This is a genomic window from Actinoallomurus soli, assembly GCF_024055715.1.
Taxonomy (GTDB): domain Bacteria; phylum Actinomycetota; class Actinomycetes; order Streptosporangiales; family Streptosporangiaceae; genus Actinoallomurus; species Actinoallomurus soli.
In genome coordinates, this window is sequence record NZ_JAMXMV010000014.1 from 1 (window position 1) to 18,287 (window position 18,287).

The 18,287-nt window shown below is 72.4% G+C and carries 12 protein-coding genes; 9 read left to right on the top strand and 3 right to left on the bottom strand.

All coding sequences use genetic code 11. The features are described 5' to 3' along the window. The 3 genes from NDW01_RS29140 to NDW01_RS29150 form a co-directional block, all read right to left on the bottom strand. On the bottom strand, positions 1–558 hold a 558-nt coding region (locus NDW01_RS29140; RefSeq protein ID WP_252827189.1), incomplete at its 3' end, for a TetR/AcrR family transcriptional regulator. An 11-nt stretch (positions 559–569) separates the two neighbouring features. Further along, a complete protein-coding gene (locus NDW01_RS29145; RefSeq protein ID WP_252827201.1) occupies positions 570–950 on the bottom strand; it encodes a hypothetical protein in 381 nt (126 codons plus the stop codon). Between the two features lie 72 nt (positions 951–1,022). Beyond that, on the bottom strand, positions 1,023–3,101 hold the full coding sequence (locus tag NDW01_RS29150; RefSeq protein ID WP_252827214.1) for a tetratricopeptide repeat protein: 2,079 nt from the start codon (positions 3,099–3,101) through the stop codon (positions 1,023–1,025). Positions 3,102–3,558: 457 nt separating this feature from the next. On the opposite strand from NDW01_RS29150, the gene NDW01_RS29155 reads away from it, so the two are divergent. From NDW01_RS29155 to NDW01_RS29195, 9 genes are all read left to right on the top strand, one after another. Continuing rightward, positions 3,559–6,561, top strand: coding sequence for an AfsR/SARP family transcriptional regulator (locus tag NDW01_RS29155; protein ID WP_252827216.1), 3,003 nt, complete (start codon positions 3,559–3,561; stop codon positions 6,559–6,561). 388 nt (positions 6,562–6,949) lie between these two features. Continuing rightward, positions 6,950–8,461, top strand: a complete 1,512-nt coding sequence (locus tag NDW01_RS29160) for a glycoside hydrolase family 5 protein (protein WP_252827218.1) — start codon at positions 6,950–6,952, stop codon at positions 8,459–8,461. A 35-nt stretch (positions 8,462–8,496) separates the two neighbouring features. Further along, the gene (locus NDW01_RS29165; protein WP_252827220.1) at positions 8,497–10,812 is read left to right on the top strand and encodes a 3-dehydroquinate synthase family protein; all 2,316 of its coding nucleotides are present in this window, start codon (positions 8,497–8,499) and stop codon (positions 10,810–10,812) included. Further along, a complete protein-coding gene (locus NDW01_RS29170; RefSeq protein WP_252827222.1) occupies positions 10,796–13,048 on the top strand; it encodes an ROK family protein in 2,253 nt (750 codons plus the stop codon). The genes NDW01_RS29165 and NDW01_RS29170 overlap by 17 nt, the downstream gene beginning before the upstream one ends. Next, a complete protein-coding gene (locus NDW01_RS29175; protein WP_252827224.1) occupies positions 13,045–14,631 on the top strand; it encodes a hypothetical protein in 1,587 nt (528 codons plus the stop codon). The genes NDW01_RS29170 and NDW01_RS29175 overlap by 4 nt, the downstream gene beginning before the upstream one ends. Then, complete coding sequence (locus NDW01_RS29180; RefSeq protein WP_252827235.1) at positions 14,624–15,301, top strand: HAD-IA family hydrolase; 678 nt, start codon at positions 14,624–14,626, stop codon at positions 15,299–15,301. The genes NDW01_RS29175 and NDW01_RS29180 overlap by 8 nt, the downstream gene beginning before the upstream one ends. After that, positions 15,298–16,053 carry an ABC transporter ATP-binding protein gene (locus NDW01_RS29185; protein WP_252827238.1) on the top strand — a complete coding sequence of 252 codons (756 nt, stop codon included), beginning with the start codon at positions 15,298–15,300 and terminating at the stop codon, positions 16,051–16,053. Before NDW01_RS29180 ends, NDW01_RS29185 begins: the two co-directional genes overlap by 4 nt. Continuing rightward, complete coding sequence (locus NDW01_RS29190; RefSeq protein WP_252827240.1) at positions 16,053–16,880, top strand: ABC transporter permease; 828 nt, start codon at positions 16,053–16,055, stop codon at positions 16,878–16,880. The genes NDW01_RS29185 and NDW01_RS29190 overlap by 1 nt, the downstream gene beginning before the upstream one ends. Before the next feature lie 13 nt (positions 16,881–16,893). Continuing rightward, a complete protein-coding gene (locus NDW01_RS29195) occupies positions 16,894–18,276 on the top strand; it encodes a glycosyltransferase family A protein (RefSeq protein WP_252827242.1) in 1,383 nt (460 codons plus the stop codon). Positions 18,277–18,287: the final 11 nt, after the last annotated feature.

Here is an 18,287-nt window from a genome sequence, read left to right on the forward strand (position 1 = left end):
GTCGAAGATCTCGACGAGCTCGTCCGCGCATCGGCCGGGGGTGAGACCCGCGGAGAGCAGCGGGCTGACGCTGTCGATCGAGGCGCGCAGCGCCGCCGCCATGACCTGCGGGTCGAAGGACCGGAAGGCTCCGGTGCGCTGGCCGTCGGCGAACAGGCCGGCCAGCCGGTTCACCGAGTCGATGTGGTGCCGTTGCCAGTCGCCCAGGCCGCCGTTGAGGAAGATCTGCTGCAGTGCGCGGACCTGCGGCGCGTTGTCGGCGATGAACGCGACGTTCGCCCGGATGAGGGCGGCCAGGAGCTCCCGGGCGCCGGTCGTGGCGTCGAGGGCGGGCCGCATGTAGGCCTCGGCGTCGGCGACGACCTGGTCGGCGACGGCCGCCAGCAGCTCGTCCTTGCTGGAGAAGTGATAGGTGATCAGCCGCTTGCTGCTGAGGCCCGCCTCCCTGCAGATGGCCTCGAACGTGGTGGCCTGGTGGCCGCGCTCCGCCAGCAGGGCGATCGCGGCACGGGTGATCTGCTCCTTGCGGGCCGCGGTCGCCGCCTGGCGGGTGGTCATGACGGTCGAATCTACTCGCCGCGCCGAGAGTAGGCGCGCCGGACGGTCCTGCGGCTCACCGCCACCGCGACCACGGCCAGCAGGAGGCCGACGACCGCCTGTTCGACCTTCATCCAGACGGGGAAGCCGTCGTGCGGCAGCGCGACGATGACCACGATGGCCGCCGGTGCGACGGTGGACATCACCCGCATGCGCCGGTAGGCGGTCCGGCTGCCGTCGTAGGTCCGTCTGGCCGCTGTGAGGAGCAGGATGGCGATCGCGACGACGATGAGGCCGCGGATCCACACGGCGGCGCCCCCGCCGGCCAGGGCCGCGACGCCGAGAGTCGCGATCGAGAGGACGAGCACCGCGCCGAAGAGGAGGCGGACCCGCTCGTAGAGCTTCTTATCCACACGGATAACTTTATCCGTCCGGATAACGTTCGCCAAGCGTCCCGGTCCATCGGCCGACGTCCCGCGGGGGCGTCACGGAGTGACCCCCGGCGGCAGCCGCCGCCGGAACTCCGGGTTCAGGCGGATCGCCCTTCGCAGGTGGGCCCGGCCCTGGTCGGCCTGTCCCTGGTCGATGAGCAGCAGGCCGAGGTTGAGTTCGGCCGCCGCGTTGCGAGGCTCGATGCGCAGGTCCCTCCGGTAAAAGGAGATCGCTTCGACCGGTCTGGTCGCGGTCAGCAGGACGCCCAGGTCGTACAGCGCGCCGCCGAACCGCGGATCGATGGCCAGTGTCCTCTTGTACTCGCTCTCCGCGTCGGCGGCGTCTCCGTTCTGCTGGAGGAGCACGCCCAGGTCGTAGTGCGCGAACGCGTTGCGGGGATCGATCCGTGCGGCCGCCTTGTACTCGTGCAGGGCCTCCACCGTGTCGCCGGCTCGCTGGGCGGACCGCCCCGCGCCGACCAGCCGATCCGCGGCGTCGCCGGGCAGGCTCCCCGGATCGAGCTCCGTCGTCCTCTGGAACAGATAGGCGCCGGGCTCGACGTGGATCAGCGTGTAGCGCGACCAGAGGGAGAAGGTGGACTCCGCCGTCCAGGGGACGAAGCTCGTCCTCGGGGAGACCAGGACGATGTAGTCGGCCTGCCCCATGGCCGTCGCCCACTCCCGTACGAGTCGCGGCGTGAACGGTCCCGCGAAGGGCGGCGGGTGCGCGGGGTCGGCCGCCAGCCACTGCCCGTAGACGTCCACCGTCGCGGGGCAGTGCCGCTTCGTGGCGAGACGGTCGGCCTCGATCAGCGCGGTGGCGGCATCGAAGATCACACATGCGCCCGGCCGGATGTAGGCGGAGAGCTCACGTCCGGAGTCGACGTAGTGGGTCGTGTAGTTCCGGGCGTAGCCGAGCCGGGCCAGGGCGGCCAGGGAGGCGACGACCAGGACGATCGCCATCGCGGTGCGGCGCAGGAGCGGCACGGCGCGTCCCGCGCCGGAACGGCCGGCCCCCACCGCACGCGCGAACCTGCCGACGACCACGCCGAGCAGCAGGGCGAGGAACACGCCGGGGAAATAGCCGTAGCCGTTGAAGAACTGACGTGGGACGCACAGCCCGGCCACCGCCGCGATCGCGGCCGCGAGGATGAACCAGTCCAGCGCGACGCGGCGGCCGGCCACGGCATAGCCGACGACGACCGCCACCGCCAGCGTCGCCAGCACCCCGACGGCCAGGACCGGCGCCGCGCTGAGACCCGGCACCGCGCCGAGACCGGTCATCCACGCGAACCTGGCGTCGATCGGCGCGGCGGCCCATCCGGAGGTCCCCCTGGTGAGCTGGACGACGATCACATCGTGCACGAAGGTCCCGGGGGCCAGGGCGAAGAACGGGAGGACGGGAGCGGCCGCCCCCGCCGTGATGCCGCCGATCAGCCACCCGGCCCGCCTCCATCCGCCGGTCGCCGCGCAGAAGACCGCGTAGACGGCCAGCAGGGCCACGACCGGCATGAGCGCCCAGACCTTCACCGCGCAGGCGAAGCCGAACGCCAGACCGCCGGCGAAGGTCCGCCGGCGACTCGACGTGAGCGTGCCGGTCGAGCCGAACAGGGTGAGCGTGCCGATGAGGCACAGGAAGAGGTGATAGACCTCGAGTTCGACGGTGTTGGTGACGTCGAAGGTCAATGGAGAGCAGGCCAGGGCCAGCCCTGTCGTCGCCATGGCGACCCGCCCGCGATACCGGACGATCAATGAGCCGGCGATGGCGATTCCCAGCGCCGGCGCGGCGGTCAGGACACGTGCGATCGCCATGGCGACCGGCTCGCCGACGACCTTGGCCAACGCCGCGATGGGCGCCAATATGAGCGGCAGGCCCGGTGGGTGCAAGAATGTGAAGTCCCGATAGGGCAGTCGCCCGCCGACCAGCCGCAACGCCGCCCCGAAATAGACGCCGTCGTTGTACGAGTTCAGCTGGTGTATTCCGATGAGGGCGTGCGGCCGGGAGAACTCCCAGCCGAGCAACGCGGCCGAGACGAACCCCACGCCACCGGCGACGGCCCTGTGATGCCATGCCGGCGGTATGCGGACGGCGGGCGCTCGTGGGAAGGAACGGGGCCGACCTTCGATCTTCATGCCACGAGGCTCCGGCACCCTGCCATACGCACCGCGTGGCGACAGCCGCGCACATGGCAAATGAGAGTCGTTCCGCACCGGATCTTGACCTTGCCGGTTCCCGGGATACGCAACGTCGACGGTTCTCCGGTCCGACCGGCGGCGGGTGGCGCCGCCGACGCCCCCGCTCGGCCCGCGGGGTGACGGCGCTTCGCACCGGCCTTCCCGCCTCGCGCGAATCACCAGGGACGGCCGGCGGTGAAAAGGCACGAACCGCCTCTAGCCGGACTCGGTTGATCGTGCTCAATTGAATAGGTCTGGTCCGTCGCAGGCGATGTGGTCGATCGTCCCGAGGGTGACGGCCCTCCTCAACACCTTGGTGGTATGTATGGAGTTCCGCATCCTCGGCCCGGTCGAAGTAATTGACGACACGGTAAGCGTGAGAATCGGAGGGCCGAAACCTCGGACCATTCTGGCGATGCTCCTCTTGGCCCAAGGGCGGGTCGTTCCCGACTACCGGGTCATCGAGGTCGTCTGGCCCGGCAACGAACCCGCGACGGCCGAGGCCCAGCTGCGGACGTACATCTATGGGCTGCGCAGGAGCGTGGGATCCGGAGCGCGCATCGTGCGGCACCCACCCGGTTATCGGCTGGAGACCGCTCACGACCAGATCGACCTGTTCACCTTCGAGCAGCTCATCCGGGACGGACGCCGCGCGGCCGCGACGGGGCGGATGGAGGAGGCCGCTCGCCGTTTCGCCAAAGCGCTGTCGCTGTGGCGCGGCCCGGCCCTGTCGGGCGTCACCGAGCCGCTCGCGCGCCTTGAGCAGCCCCGGCTGGAAGAGGCCAGGCTGGCGGCGGTGGAGGACTGGGCCGACGCTTTACTGGCCCTCGGCCGGCACCACGAACTCATCCCGGAACTCACCAGCGTCGCCTCACAGCAGCCCTTGCGCGAGCGGCTGCGTGCGCAACTCATGGTCGCGCTGTATCGAAGCGGGATGCAGGCCGATGCCCTGAGTCTGTTTCATGACACGCGCCGTATTCTGGCCGACGAACTGGGGATCGACCCCGGTGCCGAACTCCGTCAGGTCCATGCGGCGATTCTCGCCGCCGACCCGGCCCTCGGCGCCGGCGGTGACGGCGCCGTCAGGATCCATCGGGAGGCTCCGGCGGAACCCGGTGGCCGTACCCGTCCGGTCGCGCGCCGCAAACAGCTTCCGCGCAACATCCCGGATTTCAGCGGCCGGGAGAAGCAGATCGGCCAGCTCTGCACCCTGTTGAAGGCCCCCGCGGACCGGTCGGCGAAAGAAGCGCCGACCGTGCCCGTGATAACGGGGATGCCCGGGGTCGGCAAGACGGCCCTCGCGGTGCGTGTGGCTCACTTGTGCGTCGAGCACTATCCCGACGGCCAGCTCTACATCGACCTGCGAGGCGACCGGCCCGATCCCCTCTCGGCGATGGAGGCGCTGAGCCGGCTGCTGCTCATGCTGGGCGTCGACGGCTCGGCGATACCCGACGACCTGACCGAGCGCATCCGGCTGTACCGGGACCGGCTCGCCGACCAGCGGATCCTCCTGCTGCTCGACAACGCGGCCGGAGAGGGGCAGGTGCGGCCGCTGCTGCCGCACGACCCGGGCTGCCGGGCGATCGTCACCAGCCGGACCCGGCTGGCGGCGCTCGAGGGCAGCCAGATCTTCGACCTGAACGTCTTCGAGCGGGACAGCGCCTTGGAACTGCTGGGCCGGGTGATCACGTCCGAGCGCGTGGCGGCCGACCCGCGGGCCGCCGAGCGGATCCTGGCGATGTGCGGCTACCTGCCGCTGGCGGTACGCATCGCGGCGGCCCGGCTGGCCGCCCGGCCGCACTGGCCGCTCGCCCGGATGGCCCGGCTGCTGGAGAACCACCATCGGCGGCTCGACGAGTTGTGCTTCGCCGATCTGGAGATACGCGCCGGACTGATGCTCGGTTACCGCGGGCTGCCCCCGACGGCCCGCCACGCCTTCCGGCTCCTCTCCCTGCCCGACGTTCCGCACGTCGGCGTCTGGCTCGCCGCCAGCCTCCTCGACGTGCCGATGGAGACGGCCGAGGAGTTACTCGACTCGCTCGTGGACGCTCATCTGATGGAGGTCGAGGGCGGCGACGGGCCCGGGCGTTTCCGGTATCGCTTCCACGACCTGGTCAGGGTGCTGGCGAGGGAACTCGCCGCCGAGGAGGGCTCGGAGGAGGAGAACACCGCCGCCTGCGACCGGGCGCTGAGCGCCGCGCTTCACCTCGCCCGGCAGGCCGACGACCGCCTGCCGAGCCAGTGCTTCGGCGTCCTCGGCGACGTAGGGCCGGTCCGGGGCGTCGATCCGCGCGCGCTCGACCTGGTCGCGAGCGATCCGATCGCGTGGTTCGCGACGGAGCGAGAAGGGCTGGTCGGCATGGTCGTGCAGGCCGGCGCGCTCGGCCGCCCCCGGTTTCCGTGGCTGCTGGCCCAGGCGCTGACGAACTTCTTCGACCTGCGCGGCCTGTACGACGACTGGTCGCACACCCACCAGCACGCTCTCGACGCGGCCCGGCGGACCGGCGACCGGCTGGGCGAGGCGGTGATGCTGCGCGGGCTGGCCGAGCGGTGCGCCTTCCTGAGCGACAACGCCACGCGCCTGTCGTACGCGCAGCAGGCGCTCGCCCTGTTCGAGCAGCTCGGTGAGATGGCCGGGCAGGCGGACGCGCTGTACCACTGCGCGGACGTCCACCGGCAGACCGGGCACACCGAGACCGCGATCGCCCTGCTCGAACAGGGGCTGCGGCGGGCGACCGATGGCGGCCACCTGGTGGGCGAGGCGCAGGCACGGGAGGGGCTCGGCAAGGTGCACACCGACCAGGGGCGCCTGGAGGAGGCTCTGCGTGACTACGAGCGGAGCGCGGCGATCTGGCAGGGACTGGGGCGGCATCGCTACCGGGCGCTCATCACCCGCAGCATCGGCATCATCGAACGGGAGCTCGGCCGGTACCCCGCCGCCGCGCTGCGGTTCGAGGAGTGCCTGGCGGCGTTCCGTGACGTCGGCGATCGCGTGGGAGAGGCGTACACGCGCAACAGCCTGGGCGACCTGTGCCGCAAATGGGGGTCCACCGACCGGGCACGCGTCCAGTACGAGCAGGCGATCAGCATCTTCACCGACCTGGGGCTGCAGCGCCACTTCGGGCACGCGGTGGCGCTGCGCGGGCTCGGCGCGCTCGATCTGGCCGCCGGCCGTCTCGATTCGGCGATCGACCAGCTCACCCGGTCGCTCGGCCTGTGGCGGGAACTCGACATGCCGGTGTGGGAGGCACGTACGCTGCTGATCCTCGGCGAAGCACACGCCATGCACGGCGACTCACGTGCCGCGCGGGACACCTGGCAGACCGCCCTGATCCTCTGCCAGCGCCTCGGTCTGCCCGAGGCCGCCGAGCTGGCACTGCGGCTGACGACCGCGAAGGGGAGCACCGCGGGCGCCTGATTCGCTCCCGCCCACCGGCGGTCGTAGTTCTTTCAGAGATTTCTCGTACTCCCGCCGGGACGAGGCGAGCGAGACCTCCCGGAGCCGCCGACCTGGCCGGACGCCGCGGCGACTTTTTTCGTACGCGCCGGCCGCAGTGTGAACCCGACGACACAGCGACCTGATGTCGGAGGAGATCACGATGAACGGCCCTTGCCCCGCGAGCGTTCGGGTCAGCCAGTCTTCGCGGCCCGAGACGGCGAAGTCCCTTCCGCGCTTCCGCGACTCCGACGACGAGTGGCGCGACCAGTCCAAACGTCTCGCCAGGTTCGCTTGGCGGCCCGGAACGCGCTGACGGCGGCCTGACCGGTATCGCGACACCGTCCCCCTACTTCCCGAGGAGATCGCCATGTCCATCGCAAATCCCCCGTCGTTCCTGCGGGTGAACGGATCCGCCATCACCGACGCCACCGGGCGCCCGGTCCGGTTGTACGGGATCGGGCTGGCCGGCTGGCTGAACATGGAGAACTGGATCACCGGATATCCGGGGCACGAGAACGGCATGCTGACGGCTGTCAGGAACGTGCTCGGCCCGGATCTCGCCGCGGTGTTCCTCGACCGCTTCCTGGAGCACTTCTTCACGGCCGACGACGCCGCCTACCTCGCCTCGCTGGGGATCAACGTGGTGCGGATCCCGTTCCACTACAAGTACCTCGAAAGCGATGACGCCCCCTTCCAGATCAGGGACGACGCGTTCATCCACCTCGACCGGGCCGTCCGGCTCTGCGCCGAGCACGGGATCCGGACGATCCTCGACCTGCACACGGTCCCCGGCTGGCAGAACCAGGACTGGCACTGCGACAACCCCACCAACACCGCGCAGTTCTGGCGGCACCCGCACTTCCAGGACCGGGTGCTGAACCTGTGGAAGGCGATCGCCGCGCACTACCGGGACGAGCCCTGGGTGGCCGGCTACAACCCGCTGAACGAGCCGGCGGACCCGACCGGCGAACGGGTCCTGCCCTTCTACCGGCGGCTCGTCGAGACGATCCGGGAGATCGACGACCGGCACATCATCTTCCTGGACGGCAACCGGTACGCCGTGGACTTCCACATCTTCGACGAGACCTGGCCCAACGTCATCTACTCACCGCACGACTACCCCCCGCCGGGCCACACCCCGGGCAGCCGGTACCCGGGCCGGATCAACCTCGTGCACGTGGTGGCCCCCGAGGACGGCAAGTCGGCGGAGGTGGAGCCCGCGATCCAGTACTGGGACAAGGACGCGGTGGAGCGGGGCTTCCTCGGTCGGGTCGAGTTCCCGCGCCGCACCGGGACGCCGATCGTGGTCGGCGAGTTCAACGCCGTGTTCCCCGGCGACCCGGAGACCGACCGGATGCGCCTCAACCTCGTCGAGGACCAACTGGACGTCTTCCGGCGGCACGACGCGCACTGGATCTACTGGTCGTACAAGGACGTCGGGCTGGCCGCCCCGCTCACGCTCGACCCGGACAGCCCGTGGATGCGCCGCGTCCGCCCCATCATGGAGAAGAAGGACCGTCTGGCGGTGGACCTCTGGGGCGGTCTCCTGGACAACATCGCTCCGGTGCTCGACCCGATCCGCGATGTCTTCGCCAAGGAGTTCCCCGACTACTGCCCCTTCCCGTGGGGCGCCCAGTTCGCGATCAACCGGCTGGTGCCGAACATCCTGTTCGCCGAGGCGATGATCCCCGAGTTCGCCGAGGCGTTCCGCGGCATGGACGAGCAGGAGATCGACGACATGATGCGGTCGTTCCGCCTGGAGAACTGCCGGCCGAGAGAGGACCTGGTCGCCACGCTGCGTGACGCCATCGCCGCCACCGAGGCGGCCCAGCCCACCATGGCCGCGCCGACCATGGCCGCGCCCACCACGGTCCGCTGAACGGCCGCCGCACCGCCACCGCCGGGAGTTCGACCATGCGCCCCACGCTGACCGGCCTGCGCCCGGACCCGTGCCCGCCGTCCGACGGCGAACGCTCTCTGCACGCCACGTTCACCGCGTCCTACCGCGTCGACGCCGTGCCCGGACTGTTCGATCACGGCAACGACACGTTGATCGAGATGCTCGGGCCGGCTCGGCGGCTGGTCGTCGCCTGCGACTCCACGGCCGCCGTCCGCAGAGACCTGCTCGTCTCCTATCTCGAGAACGCCCAGAGCCGAGGGCTGCTCGAAGATCTCATCGTGGTCGACATCGGCGATGACCACGAGCCGGACACCGACGGGATGGACGCCTGCGACGCCCTCGTCGATGCGGCGGTCAAGGTCCAGCTCGGCCGCCGAGACGCCTTCCTGGCCTTCGGCGGCGAACGGATCGGCCAGATCGTCGCCGTCACCGCCGCCTCGTTCCGCCGGCATACCACCGCCGTCCGCATCCACCGGGACCTCGCGGCCGTGGTCGCCTCCCTCCGCGATGGGGTACGGGTGCGCATGGCGGGCGGCCCGATCAGCGCGCTCCAGCGCCAGGCCCACGTCATCGTGGACGAGGACGGCCTGGCCGAGGTCCCGCTCGGCCCGGCCGAGCCCGCGGCGCTGCTCGCCCTGGCACTGCTCGACCGGTCACTGCTCGACCGGCTGCTCACCTGCGCGCCGCAAGAGTGGCGGGCCGAAGGACTCGCCGCGGTCCTGCGCCTGTGCCGCCGACCCGGGCCCGGCAGCCCGGCCTGGCAGGTCGGAGAGGCGTGGTCGGGATTCGCGCCGAAGGAACTGGACGCCGGACGGCGGCGGGTCTGGTCGATCCTGCTCGCGGCAAGGGTGGCCGAGCGAATGCGCCTCCTGCCGGCCGACACCCGGCTCAAGCTGACGGCCCTCGCCCGCCGGCTGGAACCCGACCTGCCGGCGGCCCGGGCGGTGACGGAGGGGATGGCCGAGACGGCGGCCGACGCGGCGGCCGTACGACGGTGGCGCGCCGGCCACGAGGGCGGCAGAGGCGTCCTGGCCGTGGCGCTGCCGACCGCGCACGGGGTGGAGCTGGTGGAAGCGGACGTGACGGTTCTGGAGACCGCGCTTGCCGCCACGCCGGAGGACGCCCTCGCCCGGCCGCACGCGGACGTCACCGTGCTCAGCTCGGAACGGATCGTCCCGACGGCGCTCCGGGCCCAGGCCCGTACGACCGTGTCCGCGGGCTTCTCAGTGGGGTTCACCGAGCGCGTGCTCGATCCCGGCAGCGCGGCCCTGGCCGACCTGCTGCCCACGGGCGGTCACGTGCTGGCGTTGGTGGACCCGTACCGGCCCGACCAGCTCCGTCGGGTACGGCGGCTCATGGCCGGATACCAGCGCGAGGGCTACGTGGCGCGCTTCACCATCCTGCCGGTCACCCCGACCGACCGGGCCAAGACGCTCGACCAGGTCACCCGGATCGTGCACGCGGCGGAGGGGCTGGGGCTGGGCGAACACGACCGGATCATCGTGGTCGGCGGCGGGACGGTGATGGACATCGCCGGCTACGCCGCCTACCTCTACCGCGGCGACACGCCGTACATCCGGGTCCCGACCACGCTGGTCGGCATGATCGACGCGGGCATCGGCCTGAAGGTGGGCGTCAACGTCAACAACCAGAAGAACCTCATGGGCGCCTACCACCCGCCGCTCGCCTGCGTCTGCGACCCCGAGTTCCTGCGCACGCTGTCGCAGGACGAGCTGAGGTGTGGCCTCGCCGAGGCGGTGAAGATCGCTGCGGTCTGTGACGCGGGCCTGTTCGACCTGATCCAGGACCACCATCCCGACGTGCTGGCCAGCCGTGACACCACCGCCGTACGGGAGATCCTCGACCGGTCGATCCGGGCCATGCTGCAGCAGCTGCAGGCCAATCCGTTCGAGGACGACCTGCGCCGGCTGCCGGACTTCGGGCACGAGTTCGGCCATGTCCTCGAGTCGCTGTCCCGGTACCGGCTGCGGCACGGCGAGGCGGTGGCGATCGGCATGGCCCTGTCCTGTTGCCTGGCCGTCCACACCGGCCACCTGAGCCGGACCGACCTGGACCGGCTGCTGACCCTGCTGCGCGCGACCGGGCTCGCGTTGTACGACCCGGTCTGCGACCCCGACGTGCTGTGGCGAAAGCTGCACGACGACGTCATCCCGCACAAGGCAGGACGACTGCATCTCGTGGTGCCGCGCCAGATCGGCGTGGGCGGCTTCATCGACTCCATCGAGGAGCTCGACGTGCGGATGCTGCACGAGGCCTGTGCGGAGCTGCGTGCCTGGACCCGGAAGGACCACGATGAACCAGACCAGTGAGCCGGCCTCGATCGTGGTGGACATGGGCGGTACCACCACCCGCGTCGGCGCGTACCGCGACGGGCGGCTGACCGGCGACACGGTGCGCTTCGCCACGCCCAAGCCGGCGGGCGGCCGGTCCGTACGCGAGGAGCACCTGGACCGGATCGCGGCCGAGGTGGACCGGATGCGCAAGCGCCACCCCGCCCCGGACGTCCGCGAGGTCGGCGTGGCGGTCGGCGCCACCGTCGACTCCCGCGGCCGTATCCGCAACGCCTCCCTGCTGTGGAACGAGCCCGGCACCGGGTTCGATCTCGGCGCCGCCCTCGCCCGGCGGCTCGACTGGGCCCGGATCACGGTGTGCAACGACATCGCCGCCGCGGCCTGGCGATACCAGGACCTGGGCCGGTTCGCGCTGCTCACCATCAGCACCGGCGTCGCGATCAAGGTCTTCGACGCCCGGCTGCCCTTCGCCGCCCGGCTGTTGCTCGACGACGAGGGCCTGGGAGGAGAGATCGGCCACGTCCGCGTCGACCCCGAGCGCCGGGCCCCGCACCGTACGCTCGGGCGAGCGGCCGCCGCCGGGGACCTCGCCGCCCGGGCACGGCTCGGCGACGCGGGTCTGCGGTGGTGCGAGTGCGGGACCGTGGGGGACCTGTGCGCCCACGCCTCGGGACCCGCGACCGTGCGGGCCGCCGCCGCTCTCGCCCGCAGCGACCCCGGGCTCTGGGACGGCTCGCGACTCGCGGGCCGGTGCGGAGGCGACCCCGAGAAGATCACCGCGCCCGCCATCGCCGCGGCGGCACAGTCCGGCGACGCGTTCACCCGGACGCTGCTGTCGGCCGCGACACGGCCGCTGGCGGCGCAGATCCTGCAGTTGTCCGCCGCGCTCGGGCTGCGCACCTTCGTGGTCATGGGCGGATTCGCCAACGGTGTGGGTGAGCCGTGGTTCGCCGAACTGCGCGCCAACCTCGCCGATCTGCTGCCCGCCGGCGGCTGGTTCACCGGCTGGACGGACGCGGAGGTGGACGCACTGGTCCGGCCCTCCCGCGACCGCGACGACAGCCTGGTCGGCATGGGATGCCTGCTCGCCGAGCGGCGCACCCAGGTCAGGGAGGTGCACAAGCCCGTCGGGGAGGCCCGCGCCCTGCTCCGCCACCGGAGCGCGACGCGGTGCGGCCGCAGGCAGTTCGCCGTGCGGATGGCGTTCGCCGGCATCTGCGGAACCGACCTGCAGGTCATCCGAGGCGACAGGGGCTGTGAGCCCGGCGTTCCGGGCCACGAGTGCGTCGCCCAGGTCACCGAGGTCGGCGCCGACGTGTCGGGGGTGAGCGTCGGCGACGTCATCGGCGTGAACCCCAACCGGCCGGACGACGAACACGACAAGTTCGGCCACAACCTCCCGGGCGTCTTCCGGGAGCGGGTCGTCTGGGACGAGCACCTGATCGACCGCGGTCAGATCATTCCACTGCCCGCCGCCGGACTGGCCGAGTGGACGCTGCTGGAACCGCTGTCCACCGTGGTGCGCTCGGCCCGGGCGGGCGGGGACCGATGGCGGGACCGCCGTGTCCTGATCGTGGGGGCGGGCGTTTCCGGGCTGCTGCACGCGATGCTGGCCCGGCACGACAAGGCTCGACGCGTCCTGGTCGCCAACCGCAGCCCGCAGCGGCTGGAACTCGCCGTGGAGCGTGGCGTCCTCGCCCCTGAGGACTGCCTGGCGCTCGACGGCTCGCTGCCCGCCGCGATCGCGGAGGCGACCGGCGGCGCCGGAGTGGACGTCGTCGTCCTGGCCGTCCCGCGCGGCACCGGACCTGCCATCCTGAACGACCTGTGGCCCAGCGTCGCGGACGGCGCGACCGTCCACCTCTTCGGCGGGTTCCACCCAGGCTCGACCGTACGCCTGCCCGGCGGAGAGCAGGTGGCGGCCCATCCGATCCGCGTTCGCGGCGAGCGGCACCGGGCGAGTCTGGGCGGCGCCCGCGCGTGCACCCTGGTCGGGTCGAGCGGCGCGGATCGCGAGGACTACCAGCGCGCTCGCGACCTGTGCGTCGCCGGGGAGGACCGGCTGGACCTGGCCCCGCTGGTCAGTCATGTCGTTTCCCTGGACGCCACGCCCGGTGTCCTCCGGCAACTGATGTCCGACGGCCGGCTCGGCGGCCGCCCGGCGCTGCGGGTGATCATCGACTTCAGCCTGACGGGTGACGTCGTCCGGGCGGTGGACGGCGGCGACCTGCCCCGGATCGGAGTACGCACATGAACGACGCGAGACCGACCGATCATGCCGACGCGCGTCAGGTCGACGCGCGTCAGGTCGGCACGAGATGGAACGGCGCGGTGTTGAACCGCGCGGTGGTGGACGGCGCGGTGGTGGACGGCGCAAGGCCGGCCGGTTCGCCCTGGATGGGGCAGGCCGGCGCGGCGTTGGACGGCCTGGACGGCGACACGCTGTGGACGGCCGTCCTCGCGGCCGCGGCCGGTTCGCGTGCCGGACCCGCCGCCTCGGTCGCACGGCTGTGCGAGGGCGGCGGCTCGACCCGGCTGGGCTGGGTCCGCCCGCCGAGCCGGCGCCTGGTCGAGCAGAACCTCACGGAGATCCAGGCCGCCCTGGCCGTCCCCGAGGACCGGCCGGTGGTGCTCCTGGGGACCGGCGGCTGGACGTTCGCCGTCCAGGCGCTGCGGGAGGTCCTCGGTCCCGACTCCGGAGTCGTGCCGATGGACAGCCTCTGTCCGGCGACGATCCGCGCGACCCTCACCGACGCCGGTCCGCCGGGCGCCTACGTGGCGGTGTCCGCGTCGCGATCCACGATGGAGGCGGTGCGACTGGCCGAATGCGTCCCGGCGTTCGCCGGAGCGGAGCGGGCCCGGCTGGTCTGGCTGAGCGACCAGGCCACACCGCCGTCGGCGTTCGCGCTGTCCCCGCGGCAACTGCGGGACCAGACCGCGATCATCGGCGCGCCGCTGTCCACCGCGTTCCTGCTGCCTGCGGCGATCATGGCGGGGCCACGGCTGGCCGCGGTCTACACCGGTTTCGTGCGCCGCTACCGGCCGCTCGGCCTACGCGCCGCCCGGATGGCCGCCGAAGCGCCCGCCGACGGTGCGCCGGACATCCACATCGCCACCCCGCGCTGGGCGGGCCCGGGCCTTCGGCTGTGGTTGCTCCAACTCGGCAGGCAGGCGCTGTGCGGCAAGTCCGGCCGCTTCCGGCCCGCGATCGCCGTGGTCGGTCCCGATGAGGACGCCCCGGCCACCGTGCGGCTGGATCTCTCCGCGGCCGAACCGGGGCTGGCCGGGCTGGTGGACACGATGTACCTCGCCGGGGTGTTCGCCGCCTGCCTCGCCCTCCGCGCCGGGGTCCCGGTCGCCGAGGAATGCAACGTCCACGCGTACAAGGACCTGCTCCGCGGAGCCGCCACGCCGGAGACCGGGTCCCGGGTGCGGACCGTGCACGCGCTGCCCGACGCGGCGGCGGACTGGCTGGCCGACCGGCCGGATCTCACGAGGCTGCACGTGGTCCGCTACGACTCCGCCGCCGAACTGCCCGACGCGGTGCGCGCGCGGTTCGCCGCAGTCACCCGGCGGCCCTGCGAGGTCCACGACGGCAGCGCCTGGAACCACCATTCCTTCCAGGCGGTCTACGCCGACCGGTCGGCCGCGGTCCTGGTGCTCGCGCCGCCGGAACCGGCGGGGGATCTCCCGCTCGCGCCGCCGGAACCGGCCGGGGATCTCCCGCTCGCCGAGGCGGCGCGGGCACAGCACCGAATCGCGGTGGCGACACACCGTTCGCTGGCCGATCGCAGCCGGCTGATCCGGGTGCACCGGGAGGGAGGCCGCCGTGGGTGAGGCACGGGCCGTCCTGCTGGACGTCGACGGCGTCCTGGTCGACACGACCGCGCTGTTCGCCGGGGTGTGGCGCCGCTGGGCGGCCGCGCGATCGCTGGATCCGGTCCTCGTGGCCGGCCGTACGTCCGGGCGTCGCGTCCGCGACGTGCTGGCGGAGGTCGCCCCGCACCTCGACGCCGCCGCCGAGTCGGCGGTGCTCGACGAGCTCACCGCCGCGGAACTCGGCCGGGTGCGGCCGATCCCGGGGGCGGCGGACCTGCTCCGGCGGCTCGACGGAGTTCCGTGGGCCATCGTGAGCAGCGGCAGCAAGTGGTGCGTCGAGGCGTGCCTGCACGCGGCGGCGCTGCCGCTCCCCGCCGTCCGCGTCTTCGCGGAAGACGTGCGGCTGGGCAAGCCGTCGCCCGAGGGATACCTGACCGCCGCCCGGCGGCTGGGGGTTCCGGCCGCCGACTGCGTCGTGGTCGAGGACAGCCCCGCCGGCGTCCGCGCGGGCGGGGCCGCCGGATGCACGGTGGTCGCCGTGGCGACGACGCACAGCCTCCGCGAGCTCCAGGCGGCCGACGTGCGCGTGCCGACCCTGGCGGCCGCCTCCCGCCGGCTGGCGGGCGCCGTCGGCCCTTTGACCGTCACGGCCCCCCTCCGGGCCCGGACACACGGAGGCCACCGATGACCGAGCATGTGATGAGCGCGCGGGATCTGCGCAAACGCTACCGTCGCGGGGTCGCGGTCGACGGCGTCAGCCTGGACGTCGCGCCCGGCGAACGCGTGGCCCTGGTCGGGCCCAACGGCGCGGGCAAGACGACCACGCTGATGATGTGCCTCGGGGCGGTGCGGCCCGACGCCGGCACCGTCGAGATCCTCGGGCAGCGCACGGAACGCCAGCGCCGGGCCGTACTGGCCCGGGTCGGGTTCGCCGCCGGCTACCTGCCGCTGCCGCCGCACATCCGGGTGATCGAGTACCTGACGATGTTCGGGCGCCTCTACGGGTCGCCGGATCCCAAAGGACAGGCCCGCGCCGCCCTGGACCGGTTCGGGATCGGGCATCTGGCCCGGGCGATCGGCACGGAGATGTCCAGCGGCCAGCGCACCCTGGTCGGCATCGTCAAGGCCACGATGCACGCGCCGGCACTGCTGATCCTGGACGAGCCCACCGCCTCACTCGACCCCGACATCGCGCTGCGCGTCCGTACGAGCCTGCTGGAGTTGTGCCAGAGCGAGGGCACCGCGCTCCTGGTGACCAGCCACAACATGACGGAGGTCGAGCGCCTCGCCGATCGGGTGGTCTTCCTGATGAACGGCCGGGTGATCGTCGACGGGGCGCTCGAAAGCGTCGCGGCGCGGCTCGGGCAGTCGAATCTGGAGGACGTCTACCTGCACCTCAGCACGATTCCGCAAGCGTCCCGAGCTCGGAGGGCGACATGATGAGCACGATCTCGGCCGGGCGCCCGCGGGCCGTTCCCGCGCTCCGCCGGATCCAGGCGATCGCGGTACGCCATCTCCTGGTCACCGTACGGAACTGGCAGCGCGTGTTCGACATCGCGGTCTGGCCGGCCGTCGACACGATCCTCTACGGCTCCATCGCCACCTACGCACAGCACGCGCCCGCCGGCGGTTCGGCCCGGACGGCACTGTCGGTGGTCGCCGGAATCGTGATGTGGCACCTGGTCTACCAGGCGGAGATCGCGGTCGCGACCGGGTTCTTCGAGGAGAGCCACTCGCGGCAGTTGCCCGGCCTGCTGGTGACACCGTTGCGTCCCCTCGAATGGGTCCTCGGGACCGCGCTGCAGGGAATGGCCAAGGTGGTCCTGGGCGTCACCGCGGTCGCCGGAACCGCGGCCCTGCTGTACGGCTACGACATGTTCGACCCGGGCCCCGGCATCGTGCCCGTCATGGGCCTCCTGCTGCTCAACGGCTGGGCGCTGGCGCTGATCGTCGTCGCGCTCGTCCTGTACTTCGGAGCGGGTTCGGAGGGACTCACTTGGGGGCTGCTGTTCGTCATCCTGCCGCTGTCGGGCGCCTTCTACCCGGTGTCGGCGCTGCCGTCCGCCGTCCGCCCCCTGTCGGCGGTGCTTCCGACGAGCTACACCTTCGCGGCGGCCCGCGACGTCACCGCCCACAGCGCCTCGGCCGGACCCCACATCGCGATCGCCGCGCTGGCCACCGTGGCACTGGTGATCGTCTCGGTCGGCTTCGTCACCGCCTCGCTGCGAACCTTCCAGCGGCGCGGTTTCATCAGCCGCTACCAGTAGGCAGGAGGATCCCGTGCCGAGCAGCGTGGACTACCTGCGCCGACTGCGGACCCCCGCCCCCGTGGCGGACCGCGACGCGGCGGGGCCGGGCGTCACCGTCCTGGTGCCGACCTACACCGCCCCGGAGACGGACCGGATCGAGAGCCTGCGGCTCTGCGCCGACAGCGTGCTGCGCGGCGGCCCGGCCCGCAGCGGCCTGCCGGTCTCGTTCGTCGTCGTGGACAACGGCCTGTCACCGGCCGCCGCCCGGCGGCTGGGGGCACTTCTGGCGGCCACCGGCCGTCCCCATCACATCGTGCGGAGCCCGAGCCGCCCGCCGGGCGATCGCTACACCGCGGCACAGGCGCGGAACGCCGGCCTGGCCCACCTCGCCGGTCTCCCGGCCGACTCACCGCTCCGCCATCGGTACCTGCTGTTCCTCGACGACGACACCGCGCTCGCCCCGGACGCCCTCGAACTCCTGATCGCCACCCTGGAGACCCGCCGGCAGGCCGTCGCGGCCTGCCCCCGGGTCGTCCCCGTCGCCGATCCGGCCCGATGGCTCCATCGGCCCCGCCCGGGGCCCGCCTCGGCCGCGGTACGGCTGCCCGGCGCGCTGCGCGACGGCGAGTACGACCTGTTGTCCACCACGTCGCACGGCAGCCTGGTCACCGGCCGTACGGTCGGGCTGCTGGTCCGTCAGGGACCGGTGCTGGCGTCGATCCGGCGCCACGGCCCGTTGTTCTACGAGGCGACGCCGTACGGCAGCACCGAGGACATCCTGGTCATGGCCGTCCTGTCGCACCTGGGCGAGCTGTGGTCGGTGCCCGCCGCCGAGGTCGCGGACGAGACCCGCAAGACCCCTGGCACGACCCGGGCGCAGCAGTACAAGTGGGGCTACGACCACGCCTGGCTGAGCAGGGCCATGTCCGACGCCGGTCTCCTCCGGCCCGGCGTCCACACGCTGAGCTGGGCGCCCGGCCACGGATGGCGCTACACCCGGCACGCCTGGGGCCCGGTGACCGGATTCCTCATCAATCCCGACGAACTCACCCTCGGACACCGGATGCTGTCGGCCCTGACCGAGCAGCGGTCGGTCGCCGCCGGCCTGTTCGGTCCGCGGGCCGGCCAGATCACCGCGGGCACCCGGCTGCTGGGCCGGATCCTGCGACGGTGGCGGACCGGCCCCGCGCCCGAGGTGGAGACGCACCGCCCTGACCTGCCTCCCCTGGCCGGGCGTGACTGGGCCGGCCTGCGCGACGGGCTCGACGCGCTGATCGGTCACCTGGCCGGAAACGCCGTCGGCAGCCTCGACAACCGCCCCGGCCCGGACGGCGTTCCCCTCTGCTTCCTCTATGGCGCCCGGCAGCCCGCCGTCCAGGGAGCGCCGGCGCTGACCACCCAGACCACCTCCTGACCCGAAGGGAG

What these genes read in the sequence shown, in the direction of transcription:
- NDW01_RS29190 (WP_252827240.1), top strand. Translation starts at nt 16,053, where the DNA reads ATGAGCACGATCTCGGCCGGGCGCCCGCGGGCCGTTCCCGCGCTCCGC.
- NDW01_RS29185 (WP_252827238.1), top strand. Translation starts at nt 15,298, where the DNA reads ATGACCGAGCATGTGATGAGCGCGCGGGATCTGCGCAAACGCTACCGT.
- NDW01_RS29150 (WP_252827214.1), bottom strand. Translation starts at nt 3,101, where the DNA reads ATGAAGATCGAAGGTCGGCCCCGTTCCTTCCCACGAGCGCCCGCCGTC.
- NDW01_RS29160 (WP_252827218.1), top strand. Translation starts at nt 6,950, where the DNA reads ATGTCCATCGCAAATCCCCCGTCGTTCCTGCGGGTGAACGGATCCGCC.
- NDW01_RS29170 (WP_252827222.1), top strand. Translation starts at nt 10,796, where the DNA reads ATGAACCAGACCAGTGAGCCGGCCTCGATCGTGGTGGACATGGGCGGT.
- NDW01_RS29175 (WP_252827224.1), top strand. Translation starts at nt 13,045, where the DNA reads ATGAACGACGCGAGACCGACCGATCATGCCGACGCGCGTCAGGTCGAC.
- NDW01_RS29165 (WP_252827220.1), top strand. Translation starts at nt 8,497, where the DNA reads ATGCGCCCCACGCTGACCGGCCTGCGCCCGGACCCGTGCCCGCCGTCC.
- NDW01_RS29155 (WP_252827216.1), top strand. Translation starts at nt 3,559, where the DNA reads ATGCTCCTCTTGGCCCAAGGGCGGGTCGTTCCCGACTACCGGGTCATC.